Annotated in this window: 16 protein-coding genes; 10 read left to right on the forward strand and 6 right to left on the reverse strand. The window is 45.7% G+C overall.

Annotated elements, in window-relative coordinates; all coding sequences use genetic code 11:
- The first annotated feature begins 6 nt into the window (after positions 1–6).
- From rpsD to rplQ, 3 genes are read left to right on the forward strand one after another with little or no spacing between them, the layout of a single operon-like run.
- Positions 7–627 (forward strand): 30S ribosomal protein S4, encoded by a 621-nt coding sequence (rpsD, locus tag NL644_RS17305; protein WP_005383146.1) that lies wholly within the window; start codon positions 7–9, stop codon positions 625–627.
- Positions 628–651: 24 nt separating this feature from the next.
- Complete coding sequence (rpoA, locus tag NL644_RS17310) at positions 652–1,644, forward strand: DNA-directed RNA polymerase subunit alpha (RefSeq protein WP_005383143.1); 993 nt, start codon at positions 652–654, stop codon at positions 1,642–1,644.
- 26 nt (positions 1,645–1,670) lie between these two features.
- Positions 1,671–2,051, forward strand: coding sequence for a 50S ribosomal protein L17 (gene rplQ, locus NL644_RS17315; RefSeq protein WP_005383141.1), 381 nt, complete (start codon positions 1,671–1,673; stop codon positions 2,049–2,051).
- 135 nt (positions 2,052–2,186) lie between these two features.
- Here rplQ and NL644_RS17320 read toward each other — a convergent pair whose 3' ends face one another.
- Positions 2,187–2,666, reverse strand: coding sequence for a DUF2780 domain-containing protein (locus tag NL644_RS17320; protein ID WP_012841172.1), 480 nt, complete (start codon positions 2,664–2,666; stop codon positions 2,187–2,189).
- Between the two features lie 153 nt (positions 2,667–2,819).
- Positions 2,820–3,440: an FKBP-type peptidyl-prolyl cis-trans isomerase gene (locus tag NL644_RS17325; RefSeq protein ID WP_005392370.1), complete on the reverse strand. Its 621-nt coding sequence runs from the start codon at positions 3,438–3,440 to the stop codon at positions 2,820–2,822.
- A 232-nt stretch (positions 3,441–3,672) separates the two neighbouring features.
- Between NL644_RS17325 and NL644_RS17330 the strand changes: the two genes are divergently transcribed.
- Entirely contained in the window at positions 3,673–4,269 is a 597-nt protein-coding gene (locus NL644_RS17330) for a LysM-like peptidoglycan-binding domain-containing protein (protein WP_046874056.1), read from the forward strand.
- 81 nt (positions 4,270–4,350) lie between these two features.
- On the opposite strand, the gene NL644_RS17335 is transcribed toward NL644_RS17330, so the two are convergent.
- Positions 4,351–4,812: a GNAT family N-acetyltransferase gene (locus tag NL644_RS17335; RefSeq protein ID WP_046874180.1), complete on the reverse strand. Its 462-nt coding sequence runs from the start codon at positions 4,810–4,812 to the stop codon at positions 4,351–4,353.
- A 142-nt stretch (positions 4,813–4,954) separates the two neighbouring features.
- Between NL644_RS17335 and dbpA the strand changes: the two genes are divergently transcribed.
- The gene (dbpA, locus tag NL644_RS17340; RefSeq protein WP_114323090.1) at positions 4,955–6,334 is read left to right on the forward strand and encodes an ATP-dependent RNA helicase DbpA; all 1,380 of its coding nucleotides are present in this window, start codon (positions 4,955–4,957) and stop codon (positions 6,332–6,334) included.
- 52 nt (positions 6,335–6,386) lie between these two features.
- Here the strand turns inward: dbpA and NL644_RS17345 are convergent, their stop codons facing one another.
- Positions 6,387–6,965 carry a Crp/Fnr family transcriptional regulator gene (locus NL644_RS17345; RefSeq protein ID WP_012841168.1) on the reverse strand — a complete coding sequence of 193 codons (579 nt, stop codon included), beginning with the start codon at positions 6,963–6,965 and terminating at the stop codon, positions 6,387–6,389.
- 97 nt (positions 6,966–7,062) lie between these two features.
- Positions 7,063–9,024, reverse strand: a complete 1,962-nt coding sequence (gene cpdB / locus NL644_RS17350) for a 2',3'-cyclic-nucleotide 2'-phosphodiesterase (protein WP_181869499.1) — start codon at positions 9,022–9,024, stop codon at positions 7,063–7,065.
- Between the two features lie 275 nt (positions 9,025–9,299).
- On the opposite strand from cpdB, the gene cobA reads away from it, so the two are divergent.
- The 5 genes from cobA to cysC all read left to right on the forward strand — a co-directional run bounded on the left by cobA (position 9,300) and on the right by cysC (position 15,211).
- Positions 9,300–10,175: a uroporphyrinogen-III C-methyltransferase gene (cobA, locus tag NL644_RS17355; protein WP_031780800.1), complete on the forward strand. Its 876-nt coding sequence runs from the start codon at positions 9,300–9,302 to the stop codon at positions 10,173–10,175.
- Positions 10,176–10,234: 59 nt separating this feature from the next.
- The gene (gene cysD / locus NL644_RS17360) at positions 10,235–11,143 is read left to right on the forward strand and encodes a sulfate adenylyltransferase subunit CysD (protein ID WP_005379592.1); all 909 of its coding nucleotides are present in this window, start codon (positions 10,235–10,237) and stop codon (positions 11,141–11,143) included.
- Between the two features lie 18 nt (positions 11,144–11,161).
- Positions 11,162–12,592, forward strand: a complete 1,431-nt coding sequence (gene cysN / locus NL644_RS17365; protein ID WP_046874053.1) for a sulfate adenylyltransferase subunit CysN — start codon at positions 11,162–11,164, stop codon at positions 12,590–12,592.
- Positions 12,593–12,844: 252 nt separating this feature from the next.
- Positions 12,845–14,569 (forward strand): SLC13 family permease, encoded by a 1,725-nt coding sequence (locus tag NL644_RS17370; protein WP_005392351.1) that lies wholly within the window; start codon positions 12,845–12,847, stop codon positions 14,567–14,569.
- 24 nt (positions 14,570–14,593) lie between these two features.
- Positions 14,594–15,211 carry an adenylyl-sulfate kinase gene (cysC, locus tag NL644_RS17375; RefSeq protein WP_005392350.1) on the forward strand — a complete coding sequence of 206 codons (618 nt, stop codon included), beginning with the start codon at positions 14,594–14,596 and terminating at the stop codon, positions 15,209–15,211.
- A gap of 89 nt (positions 15,212–15,300) precedes the next feature.
- Here the strand turns inward: cysC and NL644_RS17380 are convergent, their stop codons facing one another.
- Entirely contained in the window at positions 15,301–16,206 is a 906-nt protein-coding gene (locus tag NL644_RS17380) for a TIGR03899 family protein (protein ID WP_114323091.1), read from the reverse strand.
- Between the last annotated feature and the right edge of the window lie 6 nt (positions 16,207–16,212).

Below are 16,212 nucleotides of genomic sequence, written 5' to 3' on the forward strand. Positions count from 1 at the left end.
AGAATCATGGCAAGATATTTGGGTCCTAAGCTGAAGCTTAGCCGTCGTGAAGGCACTGACTTATTCCTTAAGTCTGGTGTTCGCGCGATCGATACCAAGTGTAAAATTGATAACGCACCAGGTGTACACGGCGCTCGTCGCGGTCGTCTATCTGAGTATGGCGTTCAGCTTCGTGAGAAGCAAAAAGTACGTCGTATGTACGGCGTTCTAGAAAAACAATTCCGTAACTACTACAAAGAAGCTGCTCGCCTAAAAGGCAACACTGGTGAAAACCTACTTCAGCTTCTTGAAGGTCGTCTTGATAACGTAGTTTACCGCATGGGCTTTGGTGCAACTCGCGCAGAAGCACGTCAGCTAGTTAGCCACAAAGCTATCCTAGTAAACGGTAAAGTTGTAAACGTTCCTTCTTTCAAAGTAGCGGCTAATGACGTTGTTTCTATTCGCGAGAAAGCTAAACAGCAAGCTCGTATTAAAGCTGCTCTAGAAGTTGCTGAACAACGTGAAAAACCAACTTGGATTGAAGTAGATGGTGGCAAGATGGAAGGTACATTCAAGCGTATGCCTGAGCGTTCTGATCTATCAGCTGACATCAACGAACAATTGATCGTCGAGCTTTACTCTAAGTAAGGTTTAAACTAAAGAGAGGACACAATGCAGGGTTCTGTAACAGAATTTCTTAAGCCACGTCTAGTTGACATCGAACAAATCAGCTCGACTCACGCAAAAGTAACTCTTGAGCCATTAGAGCGTGGCTTTGGTCATACTCTGGGTAATGCACTTCGCCGCATTCTTCTATCTTCTATGCCTGGTTGTGCAGTGACAGAAGTAGAAATCGAAGGCGTACTTCACGAGTACAGCACTAAAGAAGGTGTACAAGAAGATATTCTTGAAATCCTTCTAAACCTTAAAGGTTTGGCAGTGCGTGTTGCTGAAGGCAAAGATGAAGTGTTCATTACTTTGAACAAATCAGGCTCGGGCCCTGTGGTTGCAGGTGACATCACCCATGATGGTGATGTAGAGATCGCTAACCCTGAACACGTTATTTGTCACCTAACGGATGACAACGCTGAAATCGCAATGCGTATTAAAGTAGAACGTGGTCGTGGTTATGTTCCAGCTTCTGCGCGTATCCATAACGAAGAAGACGAGCGTCCAATCGGTCGCCTACTAGTAGATGCTACTTACAGCCCAGTAGACAAAATTGCCTACGCTGTAGAAGCAGCTCGTGTAGAACAGCGCACTGATCTAGACAAGCTTGTTATCGATATGGAAACAAACGGTACTCTAGAACCTGAGGAAGCAATCCGTCGTGCAGCTACAATCCTAGCTGAACAATTGGATGCATTCGTAGATCTTCGTGATGTACGAGTTCCTGAGGAGAAAGAAGAGAAGCCAGAATTCGATCCGATCCTACTGCGTCCTGTAGACGATCTTGAACTAACAGTTCGCTCTGCTAACTGTCTGAAAGCAGAAGCGATTCACTACATCGGTGATCTAGTACAACGTACTGAGGTTGAGCTACTTAAAACGCCTAACCTTGGTAAAAAATCTCTTACTGAGATTAAAGACGTACTTGCGTCACGTGGTCTGTCTCTGGGCATGCGCCTAGAAAACTGGCCACCTGCATCAATCGCTGAAGATTAATCGATACTAGTTAGAAGGATTAGGTCATGCGCCATCGTAAGAGTGGTCGTCAACTCAACCGCAACAGCTCACATCGCAAAGCGATGTTCAGCAACATGGCTAGCTCTCTAGTACGTCATGAAGTTATCAAGACTACTTTGCCAAAAGCAAAAGAGCTACGTCGCGTAGTTGAGCCTTTGATTACACTAGCTAAGACTGACAGTGTTGCTAACCGTCGTCTAGCATTTGCACGTACTCGTGACAACGAAGTAGTTGCAAAACTATTTAACGAACTAGGTCCACGTTTTGCTGCTCGTCAGGGCGGTTACACTCGTATCCTAAAAGCTGGCTTCCGTGCTGGTGATAAAGCTCCAATGGCTTACATTGAGCTTGTAGATCGCCCAGCTGCTGAAGAAGCTGCTGAGTAATCAGTTCGTAAGAACGAGAAAGCCGAGCGTTAGCTCGGCTTTTTTGTATCTGCGATTCAGTAAATCTTTATATCCAGCCTGCATTTATTTTACTCCATGCAGACTGGCAATTTAAAAAGTGATTATCACTTGCGCTTATTTACTAGTATTCCACAACCCGCCCAACGAACTTAGAAGTCCCTCGCTAGCGCCTTGCTTGTTCAAGTAATCCAAGATTACTGGAGCAAACTGACTGATCATAGAGGGATCTAAACCCAGCGTGTCAAAAGCGCTTTTTACTGCACTAATATTCTCAATATTCCCCAGTAAGCTTTGTGCTCCTTGCAAGTTTGAAAGCCCAGGAATCAAAGACTGTAATTCACTGCTATTTTCTTGTGAAAGCTGGCTTTGAGCCAAAGCGAGTAGTGCGCCACTACCTCCAGCCGCTTGTTCTGTAGATACAGGTAATTGGCTAGTTAGCATGTCTGTCAATGGAGATGATTCAGTGTTCAGGCTACTACCTACCATATCCATTAGGCCACTTTCTTTACTTTTTTGCGTGACGGAATCTAAGAATGCGTGTGCACTACCAATGTTCATTGATAAGAGTGCCAGAGTCAGGAGTGTTTTACGCATAGTACCTCCGAAGGTTGAGCGTTTTTAACGTGATTTTATTGTTTTAAAGGCTATCAGAATGAAAGGTTTAGAGGTGAGAAAGTCTATTCAGTTTAGACAAAAAAACGGCGCTAATGCGCCGTTTTATTAAATCATAATTGAAAATGGTTTCAATTAAAGAATATCTAGTAGTTCTACTTCGAAAACTAGTGCTGCGAATGGAGGGATAGCTGCACCAGCGCCACGCTCACCGTACGCAAGGTCTTGTGGTACGTATAGTTTCCACTTAGAACCAACAGGCATTAGTTGTAGTGCTTCTACCCAGCCTTTGATTACGCCTGTAACAGGGAATTCAGCTGGTTGACCGCGAGATACAGAGCTATCGAATACAGTACCGTCAGTTAGCTCACCGTGGTAGTGAACGCGAACTGAGCTTTCTGCTGTTGGAACTGCACCAGTACCTTCAGAAATGATTTCGTACTGAAGGCCAGAGTCTAGAACGTTAACTTCAGGGCGTAGTGCGTTGTCTTTTAGGAACGCTTCGCCTTCTGCTGCTGCAATTTTCGCTGCTTCTTGGCGAGCGGTTTCTGCACGAGTGTGAAGTTCTTGTAGTGCTTTGTTGATTTCATCAATTTCGATTGATGGCATGTCACCAGTTAGTGCTGTTGCAATACCCGCTGCGATAGCATCAACGCTAAGACCTTCAAGACCAGAACCTGCAAGTTGCTGACCCATTTGCAGACCAATGCCGTAGCTTGCTTTTTGTTCTGCAGTTTCAAATTTAATTTCAGACATGAATGTCGCTCTTGTTAGGAGTGATAAAGGCAACAGGATATCAGTTTCGAGCTTAGGTTTAAATGATTGCGACTGAATGCTTAATTGAGGCGGCCAGGGTGTGACTTATCTCTTACTCCAAGTGAAATTTCTGCTAATTTAATCCAAATTCCATTTTAGTTTAGTGAAAAACATATACTCTCCGCGTCGGTATTTTTATACTGGCAGTAGAAGTATTAAGGGACTCATTAAAATGAATCGTCGCAGAAAGAAAAAGCAGCAAGTCGACTATGTCGAATTGGTTAAACAAAAATTCGCTGCTATCGACTGGAAGCAGCCGTTCAACAAAGAGCAGTGGTTGGAGCGTATACAGCCTGTTAAGCAGTTTTGGCTGCGCCTACCGAAATTCCATCAACGAGCTTTGATGGTTTTAGTACCATTGATTCTGGTACTCCTTGTTATTCCTTTGCCGAATAAAACAGAACAATCAGTTGAGCAAGCTGAGGTCGATCATCAGCGCGTAGCGATTCAGCTGAACGCACAGAGTTTAAGCCAGCAAAGAACCTCTCAGAATTCTGGGCCGAAATCCGAAGACTGGAAAGAGTACACGGTTAAAAATGGCGACACGTTAGCGCAGGTTTTCAGAAGTAATCAGCTCTCGATGGCGGATCTTAGCGCTCTAGTAAAAATCGAAGGCAGTGATAAGCCGCTGAGCCAAATTAAACAAGGACAATTGATTCGCTTTAAGCTTAGCGATGAAGGCGAGTTGGATATGCTGCAACTAGAAAAAAGCGGCCGGTCCGTCATGTTTTTCCGCTTATCGGATGGGACCTTTGGGCGCAACAAGTAGATGCTTCAAATGAACTAAAGACGCGAAGGTATCGCGTCTTTTTAGTTTATCTCTAAATTAGTTAACCTAGCAATGAACGCGTTATATCGCTACGGCTTCTTTTCGCATATCCACATGAGGAATACCATCCTCTAGGTAGCGATCAGAAATAACTTTGAATCCATGACTCGCATAAAACTGGATGAGATGCTCTTGAGCTCCTATATCAATCGTCTGTCCTGGCCACAATATTTCACACTGTGTTAATGCCTCTTTCAGCAACTTATGTCCCAGACCATCACCACGCGCAGTTTGTTTGGTGACGACTCGACCAATGCTCACATTGTCATACGTCGTGCCAGCGGGTAGCAATCGTGCGCAAGCAACTAGTTCATCACCGTGGTAACCTATTAGATGATAAACACCTTCCAGTGTGTCTTTGCCATCCAGTTCAGGATAAGGGCAGGTTTGTTCAACGACGAATACATCCACACGTAATTTCATCATTGTATACAATTGTGTGGTTGTCAGTTGAGCAAAGGGCAAAGTAATCCAAGTGAGCATGTTGTCATCCGTCATGAGAGTAGAGTGACTGACTTTACTTTGTTTTGTACTCATACTCATTAACAAAGGTTAATTATCACTGGTTTTCCCACCAAATCTGGTGATAATGTGCCCTCTTTTCATCTCACCTGAGGATATTCCCGTGAGCAAACAAACTTTTGATCAAGTCGGGCTAAACCCAGCGTTACTCGCCACACTTGATTCCCTGAACTACACCCACATGACGCCAATTCAAGCTTTGAGTTTGCCTGCAATCCTAAAACATCGTGATGTCATCGGGCAGGGTAAAACGGGCTCAGGTAAAACCGCTGCATTTGGTTTGGGTGTTTTATCGAACCTTAACGTCAAACGTTTTCGTGTCCAGTCATTAGTATTGTGTCCAACTCGTGAGCTTGCGGATCAAGTCGCGAAGGAAATTCGTACTTTAGGTCGTGGCATTCATAATATTAAAGTGCTTACTCTCTGCGGTGGGATGCCAATGGGGCCACAAATTGGTTCTCTGGAGCATGGTGCGCATATCCTAGTCGGCACACCTGGCCGTATTTTGGATCACCTTGAGAAAGGCCGAATTAACCTTAGCGAGCTGAATACTTTGGTGCTGGACGAAGCTGATCGCATGTTGGACATGGGTTTCCAAGACGCATTAGATGCGATTATTGATGCAGCGCCAAAGCAGCGTCAAACTCTACTTTTCAGTGCTACTTTCCCAGAGAAAATTGAGCAAATTGCGCAGCGTATCATGCAGACGCCTGAAGTGATTAAGGTGGAATCGACGCACGATACCTCAAGCATTGCTCAGCATTTCTATAAAGTTGAAAGCTCGGAAGCGCGTGATGAAGCGTTGGCGAACTTGCTACTGACTCACCAACCAGAGTCCGCTGTGGTTTTTTGCAATACCAAAAAAGAAGTGCAAAGTGTCGCAGATGAGTTGCATCGCAAAGGGTTCAGCGTTATCGATATCCATGGGGACTTAGAACAGCGTGAACGCGATCAAGCATTGGTGCAGTTTGCTAACAAGAGTGTTTCTATCCTTGTCGCAACAGACGTCGCGGCGCGTGGTTTGGACGTAGATAACCTTGATGCAGTCTTTAACTTTGAGCTATCGCGCGATCCTGAGGTTCATGTACACCGTATCGGTCGTACAGGCCGTGCGGGTAGTAAAGGTTTGGCGTTCAGCTTCTTTGGAGAGAAAGACGGTTTGCGTGTAGCTCGTATTGAAGAATACCTGGATATGGACGTGGTACCAGCAACATTGCCTGCCAAATCAAATCAGCAGCCATACCAAGCGAAGATGGTGACGATTAACATTGATGGTGGTAAGAAACAGAAAGTACGACCGGGTGATATCTTAGGATGTCTGACGGGAAAAAATGGTATCCCAGGCTCTCAAGTTGGCAAGATTCACCTTTTCCCGATGCGCGCCTACGTTGCGGTCGAGAAGTCAGCTGCCAAAAAGGCTCTACAAACCATTAGTAATGGCAAGATGAAAGGGCGTCAGTTCCGGGCGCGGCTTCTTAAATAGCTTAAATAGCATAGAAAGGCTCTTCGTTTGAAGAGCCTTTTCTTTTTCGAGTTTACTTGGATGTGTGATCTTTAGTTAAGCGCGCTTTAATTCGGCTCAAACTGATAGGCGTGATCCCAAGATAAGCAGCTATTTGGCTATCGGTAATACGTAGCTTTAAGTCTGGGTAGTGGGCGCAAAATAATTGGTATCGTTCCTCTGGCGAGTAGAGCAGCATAAAGCGTTCTTTGTTCTCTTTATTAACCAGTTGGTTTTCGAGTAGCTTTAAGTAAATGGCGTGTTTTTCTGCTCGCCATTGATGCAACGTTTCAATTGGTAAGCAAAATAGCTGACAAGCGCTCAGCGTTTCCAATAAGTAAGGCGAAGGTTGGTTCTTAATTATGCTCTCAAAGCCGATAACCCAGTCTTTTTCCCAATAAAATTCTTTACTGAACTCTTTGCCCTGCTCAGTGAGATAGCTTGCATGGCATAAGCCTTCAATAATGAAGTAAAGGTGCGAGCTAAACTCTCCTTGGTGGTTAAGAATGTGGCGCGTAGGCAGTTCGAGTAACTCACCATTTTCGATAAGTTGGTTTGCTTCTGTGTCTAAGAAGCCATGATTGACTAAGTCTGAAAAAAGATCGCTGTGCATGTGATAACTCAGAAACGGTTTTCTTTATTCTAACGGGTTTTATTGATAACAAAAAAGCGGCTCATGAGAGCCGCTTAGCGTTGTTGTCAAATCAGCCTTACTTATTCAGATCGATTTGGTAAATCGCGAAACCAATGTCGTCAGTCGCGACACGTTTCATTGGGTATTGACCTTTATCTTTAATGAATTGCGCCGCTTTATCGCTAGGAGACGTTTCGAAGCGAATATCTAGCTTTTTATCGGATTTAATCGGTGCGAAAGACCAGTTGTTGTCAGCGCTTGGTGTCACTTCACCTTTTTCTTCACTCACGCGAGAAATATAAGCGGCGACGACAGAGCGGTTTTCATCTGGTGCGTCAAACGCAATAAAGTCTGGGCCCGTACCAGGGAAGGTATTGCTATAAGCACGGTAGTTATTAGTTGCGATGATGAAGTCTTGTTTTGGATCAACTGGCTTACCATTGAATGTCAGATTCACAATACGCTGAGAATCTGGATTAATCACTTTGCAGCTCGCATCGTATTTGGGCGGTTGGGTGATATCGATCTGGTAGTTCACCCCATCAATGACATCGAAGTTGTACGTACGGAAATTATCCCAATCAATCAAAGATTGTGGTTCAGGATTGTTGATGTCGATGTGGTTGAATTGACCCGCGCTGCACTCTAGCCATTCGCGAACCTCTTTACCTTTCACTTTCATCGCGACTAAGGTGTTGGGATATAAATAAAGATCGGCAGCATTACGGAAGGTGAGCTGACCGGATTCGACTTCTGTAAAGTTATTCGGATCGTTTTTACGCCCCCCGACTTTAAATGGTGCTGCGGCACTCAATACTGGAATGTCAGCGAGATCTGGGTCGCCTTGAATAAAGCGTTCCACGTAATCTTTCTGAGCAAGGTTAACGATCTGAATGGTTGGGTCGTCCTGCACTAATGCCAAGAAGCTGTACATGACATCATTTGCTTTGCCGATTGGTTGGTTTACAAATTCACGAGTGCCTTTGTGATCCTCTTCTAACGCTTTCACAATACCTTCATCGGCTTTAGCTAATGACTTCTTATTTACTTTATCGAAGATAGGGCGTGCTTCTGCTTGGCCTTCAACTACTTGCCATCTGCCGTCTTCCTCTTTCAGCATCAAATCCATCACACCTACATGACTTCCCCAGCGACCAGGCATCACTGACGTCACACCATTGATGGTCCCTTTCTCGGTATCAACACCAGGTAGGTTTGCAAAGTCTTTCCCTGGGAAGACCGCGTGAGAGTGGCCAAAAGCAATCGCATCAATACCTTCAACTTCTGTGAGGTAGTAAACTGAGTTTTCAGCGCCAAGCTTGTATGGGTCAGTAGAAATGCCCGAGTGTGGAATCGCCACAATCACGTCTGCGCCTTCTTTCTTCATTTGAGGAATGAGTTTTTCTGCCGTTTCCTTAATGTCTTTAGCAAAGACTTTGCCTTCTAAGTTCTTCTTGTCCCACACCATAATTTGTGGTGGTACAAAGCCGATATAACCCACTTTTATTTGATGCGCTTCGCCGTTTGTGTCTTTAAAGGTGTGGGTTTTGATCAGGTAAGGCTTGAAGTAATGCTTACCGGTTTTTTTATCAAATACGTTTGCGTTGATGTAAGGGAAGTTAGCGCCCGCCAACGTCTTTTGTAGAAAGTCTAGGCCATAGTTGAACTCATGATTGCCAATGTTGCCCACATCGTAGTCTAGTTGGTTCATCGCCTTGTAGACTGGGTGCACATCGCCAGCGTTAATCCCTTTCGCAGCCATGTAATCACCCATTGGGCTGCCCTGAATTAAGTCGCCGTTATCAACTAATACCGTGTTTTCTGCCTCGGACTTAGCCTGTTTCACTATGGTCGCGGCGCGACTAAGACCGATTTGCTGTGATGGTTGGTCTTTATAGTAATCGTAATCCATCACGTTGGTGTGAATGTCGGTGGTTTCGATAATACGAAGCTTGATGGTATCGGCCATCGCAGGGCCCGCAAGCGTTAGCATGCCACTTAACACTGCGAGGGAAATAGGGTGAACTGCCACTTTCATTTGGTGCTCCAATTCAATGGGAAGGGGGAATCGTACCGCGTAATGTATCAAACGCTGGTGCAACTTAATGATAAAGATACAGAAAACTGTGAACAGAAATCAGTTTACTGAACCTTATTCATATTAACCGCCGACTTTTTCACGCTTTTGAATGAGACCAAACAAAAACTTCTTAGCAGATTTTTGAATAAAAAATGAAATTTTAGAATTTCAGGTAATATAAACGCCCCGCCATAATGCTTGCATAACGATATCAATGGACGATGAGCAAGCACATGGCAACGAACGATTCAGTCACTTCTTTTCCTAAACCAAAGCCCCGGTTAGTTTCTGACAACCCAGTAGCTGGTGTTACTCGTTTTGCAAAGCAATCGCTACAGCCTGGTGAAGTCGCCTTAGTAGGTGCAGGACCTGGTGATCCTGAACTTCTTACGGTGAAAGCATTGAACTGTTTGCAGCAAGCCGATGTGGTTTTGTACGACTACTTGGTGTCTGAAGAAATCATGGCCTTGATCCCAAGCGATACGATTTTAGTGTGCGTTGGGAAACGAGCTGGGCATCACAGTGTGCCGCAGGAGAAGACGAACCAGCTATTGGTGGACTTTGCCAAACAGGGCTACAAAGTAGTGCGCATTAAAGGTGGTGATCCATTTGTATTCGGTCGTGGCGGTGAAGAGCTGGAAGTGCTTGCTGATGCAGGCGTCCGTTTTCAGGTCGTCCCTGGCATTACCGCGGCAGCTGGCGCAACGGCCTATGCTGGGATTCCACTGACTCATCGCGATTACGCGCAATCGGCCATCTTTGTGACCGGCCACTTGAAAGAAGAAAGCGATGAGATGGATTGGTCCACGTTGGCGCGTGGGAATCAGACTTTAGTGATCTACATGGGGCTGATGAAATCACACTATATTCAGAATCAACTCATTAAGCATGGTCGTTCTGCGTCGACTCCGATTGCCATTATTGAGCGTGGTACGCAGATCCAACAAAAAGTATTTACGGGAGAGCTCTCCCAACTCTCTGATTTATCGAAGGAAGCACAATCGCCATCTTTGATTGTTGTCGGAGAGGTAGTGCGACTGTCTCAAAAGTTAGACTGGTTTTTGTCTAGTACTGAATTCAACAAAAGTGCTATTGCCAACTCCATATAATTTCAGACCAAAGATTAGAGACGTAATGCGCCTTCAAGCTTAAAAAGGAAATACAAAACATGGACCAACAACGTTTAACTCACCTTAAACAACTCGAAGCGGAGAGTATCCATATTATCCGCGAAGTTGCGGCTGAGTTTGATAACCCAGTCATGATGTATTCGATTGGTAAAGACTCATCAGTGATGCTGCACCTAGCGCGTAAAGCGTTTTACCCGGGCAAAATTCCATTCCCACTTCTGCATGTCGATACCGACTGGAAATTCCGCGAGATGATTGAATTTCGCGATCGCACCGCTGCCAAATACGGCTTTGAGCTTTTGGTACATAAGAACCCAGAAGGTCTAGCCATGGGCTGCAGTCCGTTTGTTCATGGCTCGTCAAAGCATACGGACATCATGAAAACGCAAGGTCTTAAGCAGGCGCTAAACAAATATGGCTTCGATGCTGCTTTTGGTGGCGCTCGTCGTGATGAAGAAAAATCACGCGCAAAAGAACGAGTGTATTCGTTCCGTGACAAGAACCATACCTGGGACCCTAAAAACCAACGTCCTGAGCTATGGAAGACCTACAACGGCCAGGTTAATAAGGGTGAGAGCATTCGTGTATTCCCACTTTCGAACTGGACTGAGCTTGATATCTGGCAATACATCTATTTAGAAAACATCGAGATCGTGCCGCTTTACCTCGCGGACAAACGCCCAGTTGTTGAACGCGATGGCATGCTGATCATGGTTGATGATGATCGTATGGAGCTTCAACCGGGTGAAGTGATTGAAGAGAAGAGTGTGCGCTTCCGTACTCTTGGTTGTTATCCATTGACTGGGGCTATCGAGTCTGAAGCAAACACTTTAACTGGCATTATCGAAGAGATGCTGGTGGCAACGTCGAGTGAGCGCCAAGGTCGAGCGATCGACCACGATCAGTCAGGATCGATGGAGCTTAAGAAACGTCAAGGTTACTTCTAAAGGATCTAAGGAAAGATAATGAACAGTGCAGTTGAAGCTCAATTAGCCGAGCTTGGTATCGAAGGCTATTTAACACAACACCAGTACAAGTCGTTACTTAGATTCTTGACTTGTGGCTCGGTAGATGACGGTAAAAGTACACTAATCGGTCGCTTACTCCATGACTCAAAACAAATTTATGAAGATCAGCTAGCGGCAGTGCATTCAGACAGCCAACGTGTGGGCACCACGGGTGAAAAGCCTGACCTTGCGTTGTTGGTCGATGGCTTACAAGCTGAGCGCGAGCAGGGGATCACGATTGATGTGGCTTACCGCTATTTCTCGACGCAGAAACGTAAGTTCATCATCGCCGATACTCCTGGGCACGAGCAGTACACGCGTAATATGGCAACAGGCGCATCGACGTGTGACTTAGCGGTGATCTTAGTTGATGCACGTAAAGGCATTCTTGATCAAACTCGTCGTCACTCTTTTATTTCCAACCTACTGGGTTTGAAACACTTTGTTGTGGCGATCAACAAGATGGATTTAGTGGATTACTCGCAAGAGCGCTTTGAAGAAATCCGCGATGAGTATCTTAAGTTTTCTGAGAACCTAACCGGGGATATTGATATTCAAATCATCCCGATTTCGGCGCTTGAAGGTGACAATGTGGTGGATAAAGGGCAAAACCTAAGCTGGTTTAAAGGCCCGTCATTGCTTGAACTTCTTGAAACTGTCGATGTGGATCAAGAAAAAGGTGCGGGTGAGTTCCGCTTCCCTGTGCAATACGTTAACCGTCCTAACCTCGATTTCCGTGGTTTTGCGGGGACGATTTCTTCAGGTTCGATCAAAGTCGGTGATGCCATCAAAGCATTACCATCGGGGAAAACGTCAACCGTGGCACGCATTGTTACGTTTGATGGTGATATTGAGGAAGCTCGTGCTGGGTTGGCGGTCACTCTGACGCTAAGCGATGAGATCGATATTAGCCGTGGCGATTTGATTGTCCTAGACAATGCTCAAGTGGAAACCACAAACCACTTGCTTGCCGATGTGGTATGGATGACAGAGCAACCTCTGCAACCGGGTCGTGACTACGACATCAAAATCGCGGGTAAGAAAACTGTGGGCCATGTTGAAGCGATTCGTCACCAATATGATATCAACAACCTATCGACTCATAGTGCGGCAGAGCTGCCATTGAATGGTATTGGCTTGTGTGAATGGTCTCTCAATGAGTCAGTTGCGCTGGACAATTACCAAGATTGTGCTGATACCGGCGGCTTCATCATTATCGATCGTCTGACGAACGTGACGGTTGGTGCAGGCATGGTCAAAGAAAGCCTCGCGGTGGTTGAGCGCGACTTGACGGACATCTCTGCGTTTGAAGTTGAGCTGAATGCACTTGTGCGTAAACACTTCCCACACTGGGAAGCAAAAGACGTCAGCCAATTGCTGAAAAAGTAATTGGCGCGCCCGAGCACGATAAGCTCTGATTCTGTCTGTTGTTGTGCTTGGGGCGTCGTTGCCTAACTGAGTTGCGAAATGCAGTTAGGTTATTCTCCTAATACCAGAATGCTTCGGTGAAGCCCAAGAAAACCGAGCATTCTGATGTTCTTTTCGCTTGCGCTGATTTTGGTCTGTTTACTCGTTTGTCTGGTGTCTCACGGATAAATGAGCCGTTGTTGTGCCCTTTGGGCGATTTGGTAAGGAAAGGCTATGTGGGAACAAGGGTTTGTATTAGCGATTTTGCTTGGCATTATCACTTGTTTGCTTGTCACAAAAATTAAGCCTAGTTATGTCTTTGCGGGTGCCGCTTTTATTGCATTTATGGCGGGAATGATGGATTCAGCCACGATCGCATCCAACTTTACCAACTCTTCGTTATTGACTCTGGTTCTGTTGATTCTTGCATCGTGTGCTTTAGAAAAAACGTTACTAATCAGTTGGGTGAGCCGTAGTATTTCTGAAGGCCAGTTAGGTAGTGTGATCGCTAAGCTCGGTGTATCAACGGCCTTGCTCTCTTCATTCACGAATAATACTGCAGTGGTTGTCTCATTGATTGGAGCGATTAAGCGTAATCAGCAGCATGCGCCTTCGAAATTACTCATCCCGCTGTCTTACGCGGCCATTTTTGGTGGCACGTTAACTTTGATAGGTACGTCGACCAACTTAATCATCAACAGCTTTGTAGAAGATGCCGGTTTGCCGAGCCTGAGCTTTTTTACACCCACGATGATTGGCTTGGCGGTGTTGGTGGGAGGAATGCTGATTCTTATCCCGCTCAGTTACTTACTGCCGAACTACGATGATCAAAGCCAAGAAGATTTACCGTACTTTCTCGAGTCTCGCGTAGAGCCTGGTTCACCGTTAGTTGGGCGCACGGTCAGCGAGAATAATTTACGTGCGCTGCGCAAACTGTTTCTTGCGGAGGTTGTACGAGATGGCGTGACGGTTTCCTCTGTAGGACCGGATTTTGTACTCAATGCGAAAGACCGTTTGTTGTTTTGTGGTGATGTTGAGAGCGTCGCGACCCTGCAAGAAATTCCGGGCCTCAAGCTTTTTGGTCAGCAGCACTTGAATGGGCAAAATTTTATTGAAGTTGTGGTGAGCTCATCCGCGACGTTTTGCTATAAAACACTTAAAGAGAGCCGATTCCGTGACCGCTTTGATGCCGTTGTTGTCGCTATTCGTCGTGGCCATGAGCGCCTAGAGGGCGGTTTGGGTAGCATTACCTTAGCGCCAGGTGACACGTTAGTTCTGGTTCCGGGGAAGCGTTTTGAATCGGAGCGCCGAGCTCATCGTAAAGAGTTTGTTTTAGTGCATGATTTGGACTCTAGCGCTCGGCTTGATACAAATAAATCCTCCATCGTGCTACTGGGCTTTGCTGCCGTAATTGGGTGTGCGCTATTAGAGCTAGTACCGATTATTAAAGGCCTCGCCGCGTATCTTATCGCACTTATCGCGTTTGGCATTGTACAGATTTCAGAACTGCGCCGCCGTTTCCCAATTGATATCGTTGTGATTGTCGGCTCTGCTTTGTCCATCGCTCAATTGATGATCTCTTCCGGCTTGTCAGAGAGAATGGGAGCGATGTTTATTGAAGCGTTCAATGGCTGGGGCGTGTTTGGAGCCTTGGTCGCAACTTACATCATGACATTAGTTCTTACTGAACTGGTGACGAATAATGCCGCGGCTGCGCTTTCTTTTCCTATTGGCTATAGCATGGCGGTCGGTTATGGCGTTGATCCGATGCCATTCATTATGGCGGTCTTGTTTGGCGCCAGTGCGAGCTTTATTTCTCCCTACGGTTATCAAACCAACTTACTGGTGTACAGCGTAGGAAATTATAAATTGACCGACTATGTGAGAATTGGTGTGCCGATTTCGATTGTGTACTCTGTATTAGTACTTACTTTGATTCCGGTCTTCTTCCCGTTTTAATTCCGATATTTACAAGGATACGTTATGACTGCCGAAACGACGGTAAAAGATGAAAACATTGTTTGGCACCAGCATTCGGTCGATAAACAGTTTCGTGCTGAATTAAAGAAGCAAAAACCTGCCGTATTGTGGTTTACTGGCTTATCTGGAGCGGGTAAATCAACCGTAGCGGGGGCGTTGGAAAATCGCCTTGCAGCATTGGGTTACCACACTTATTTATTGGATGGTGACAATGTGCGACATGGCCTGTGTAGTGATTTGGGCTTTTCTGAACAGGATCGTCGCGAGAATATTCGTCGTATTGGTGAACTGGCTAAACTGATGGCGGATGCCGGCTTAATTGTGTTGTCGGCGTTCATTTCACCGCATCGCGCAGAGCGACAGCTAGTGCGCGACTTATTGCCAGAAGGTGAGTTTATCGAAGTGTTCGTCAATGCATCTCTAGAAGTCTGCGAAGGTCGCGATCCTAAAGGTTTGTACCGCAAAGCACGTGCGGGAGAAATTCCTAACTTCACTGGTATTGATTCTGAATATCAAGCACCGAAGAATCCGGAAGTCGATTTACCAGCGGGCGAAAAAAGCGTCGATGAGCTGGTGGACTTGTGCTTGGAAGCGCTTAAGTCGCGTGCAGTGATCCGATAAATAAGCATTTGGATCATTGGTGACCTCAAGCTCTTTGAGCGGCTTAAGAAGCATTTAGATCATGGGTGGTCAAATGCTTCTCGAACTGCCTACACGGTATGATGAACCGTACTTTTAGCGTCACTATGGACACTAAATCTATGATTTAAAAGCGCAAGCATTTGGTCGTAGTAGTCGGCATGTGGTTTGTTACCGAGCAAGGTACAGAGCTCATTGCCTGTTGGCGTGAAGCGGTAATATAAAAGGCGGACGCCTTTGCTGTTCACGTTCAGCGACAAGTTTTTACCTTGGTAGGTGAGGACCAATGGCGTCTCGATACCAATTTCGCCAGATTCAAGCTCGGTACTATGCAGTAACCCTAGTTCAATCAACAGCAACAAACTTGAATAGGGCAGCTGAAAACTTCCCATGTTTAAGCTGTTGGCGATGTCTCGTTTGCCGAAGCTAAATATTCCTCCTTGCGCTTTATAACCAATTAACAGCTTGCGACTGTGATCCCCTCCAAAACTGCACGCCAGAGAGGCGGCTCTTTGCAGAGTTTGCGCTTCTTTTGGTGACATATCTTTGAGGACTTTGAGCGCTTTCATAGACGTCGAGCCTGGGTTTGTCACTTCACGCTTCATCACTTGAGCCCATAACTTTTGCATCGCGCTGTTATGGATGTCTTGAGCCATTTCAAAAAAACGATACAACCAGTCTTGGTCGGGCTCTCCGGCAGTTTCATCTCGGCATGAACTGTGTGCTAGCTTTAGAATCTGCTCTAGGTTTTTTTGTCGCTGTTCTTGGCGTCTCTGTTCACGCAGTTGGGCTCTTTCAAGCGCGGATTTGGCTGGTGGATCGGTTTGCAGTAAGGCATCAAGACCGTGTATTTGGGCAATGGTTTTTACCTTGCTGGCACTGTCTTTGATGTAGCCCTGCTTCTTTTCTTGTTGCGTATTTTTTTGTGCGTTTGACTGATGTTCGATGACAACAGGTTGCTTTGTCGGTTCTGCCATTAATTT

This window comes from Vibrio sp. Y10_XG_PY6 (genome assembly GCF_024181795.1).
Classification (GTDB): Bacteria; Pseudomonadota; Gammaproteobacteria; order Enterobacterales; family Vibrionaceae; genus Vibrio; species Vibrio diabolicus.

Bases quoted from the DNA above. Each gene is read 5' to 3' on its own strand.
- cobA (WP_031780800.1), top strand. From the start codon at position 9,300: ATGGCAACGAACGATTCAGTCACTTCTTTTCCTAAACCAAAGCCCCGG.
- cpdB (WP_181869499.1), bottom strand. From the start codon at position 9,024: ATGAAAGTGGCAGTTCACCCTATTTCCCTCGCAGTGTTAAGTGGCATG.
- NL644_RS17370 (WP_005392351.1), top strand. From the start codon at position 12,845: ATGTGGGAACAAGGGTTTGTATTAGCGATTTTGCTTGGCATTATCACT.
- NL644_RS17320 (WP_012841172.1), bottom strand. From the start codon at position 2,666: ATGCGTAAAACACTCCTGACTCTGGCACTCTTATCAATGAACATTGGT.
- NL644_RS17325 (WP_005392370.1), bottom strand. From the start codon at position 3,440: ATGTCTGAAATTAAATTTGAAACTGCAGAACAAAAAGCAAGCTACGGC.
- NL644_RS17330 (WP_046874056.1), top strand. From the start codon at position 3,673: ATGAATCGTCGCAGAAAGAAAAAGCAGCAAGTCGACTATGTCGAATTG.
- NL644_RS17345 (WP_012841168.1), bottom strand. From the start codon at position 6,965: ATGCACAGCGATCTTTTTTCAGACTTAGTCAATCATGGCTTCTTAGAC.
- cysC (WP_005392350.1), top strand. From the start codon at position 14,594: ATGACTGCCGAAACGACGGTAAAAGATGAAAACATTGTTTGGCACCAG.
- rpoA (WP_005383143.1), top strand. From the start codon at position 652: ATGCAGGGTTCTGTAACAGAATTTCTTAAGCCACGTCTAGTTGACATC.
- NL644_RS17335 (WP_046874180.1), bottom strand. From the start codon at position 4,812: ATGCTCACTTGGATTACTTTGCCCTTTGCTCAACTGACAACCACACAA.
- rpsD (WP_005383146.1), top strand. From the start codon at position 7: ATGGCAAGATATTTGGGTCCTAAGCTGAAGCTTAGCCGTCGTGAAGGC.
- cysD (WP_005379592.1), top strand. From the start codon at position 10,235: ATGGACCAACAACGTTTAACTCACCTTAAACAACTCGAAGCGGAGAGT.
- cysN (WP_046874053.1), top strand. From the start codon at position 11,162: ATGAACAGTGCAGTTGAAGCTCAATTAGCCGAGCTTGGTATCGAAGGC.
- rplQ (WP_005383141.1), top strand. From the start codon at position 1,671: ATGCGCCATCGTAAGAGTGGTCGTCAACTCAACCGCAACAGCTCACAT.
- NL644_RS17380 (WP_114323091.1), bottom strand. From the start codon at position 16,206: ATGGCAGAACCGACAAAGCAACCTGTTGTCATCGAACATCAGTCAAAC.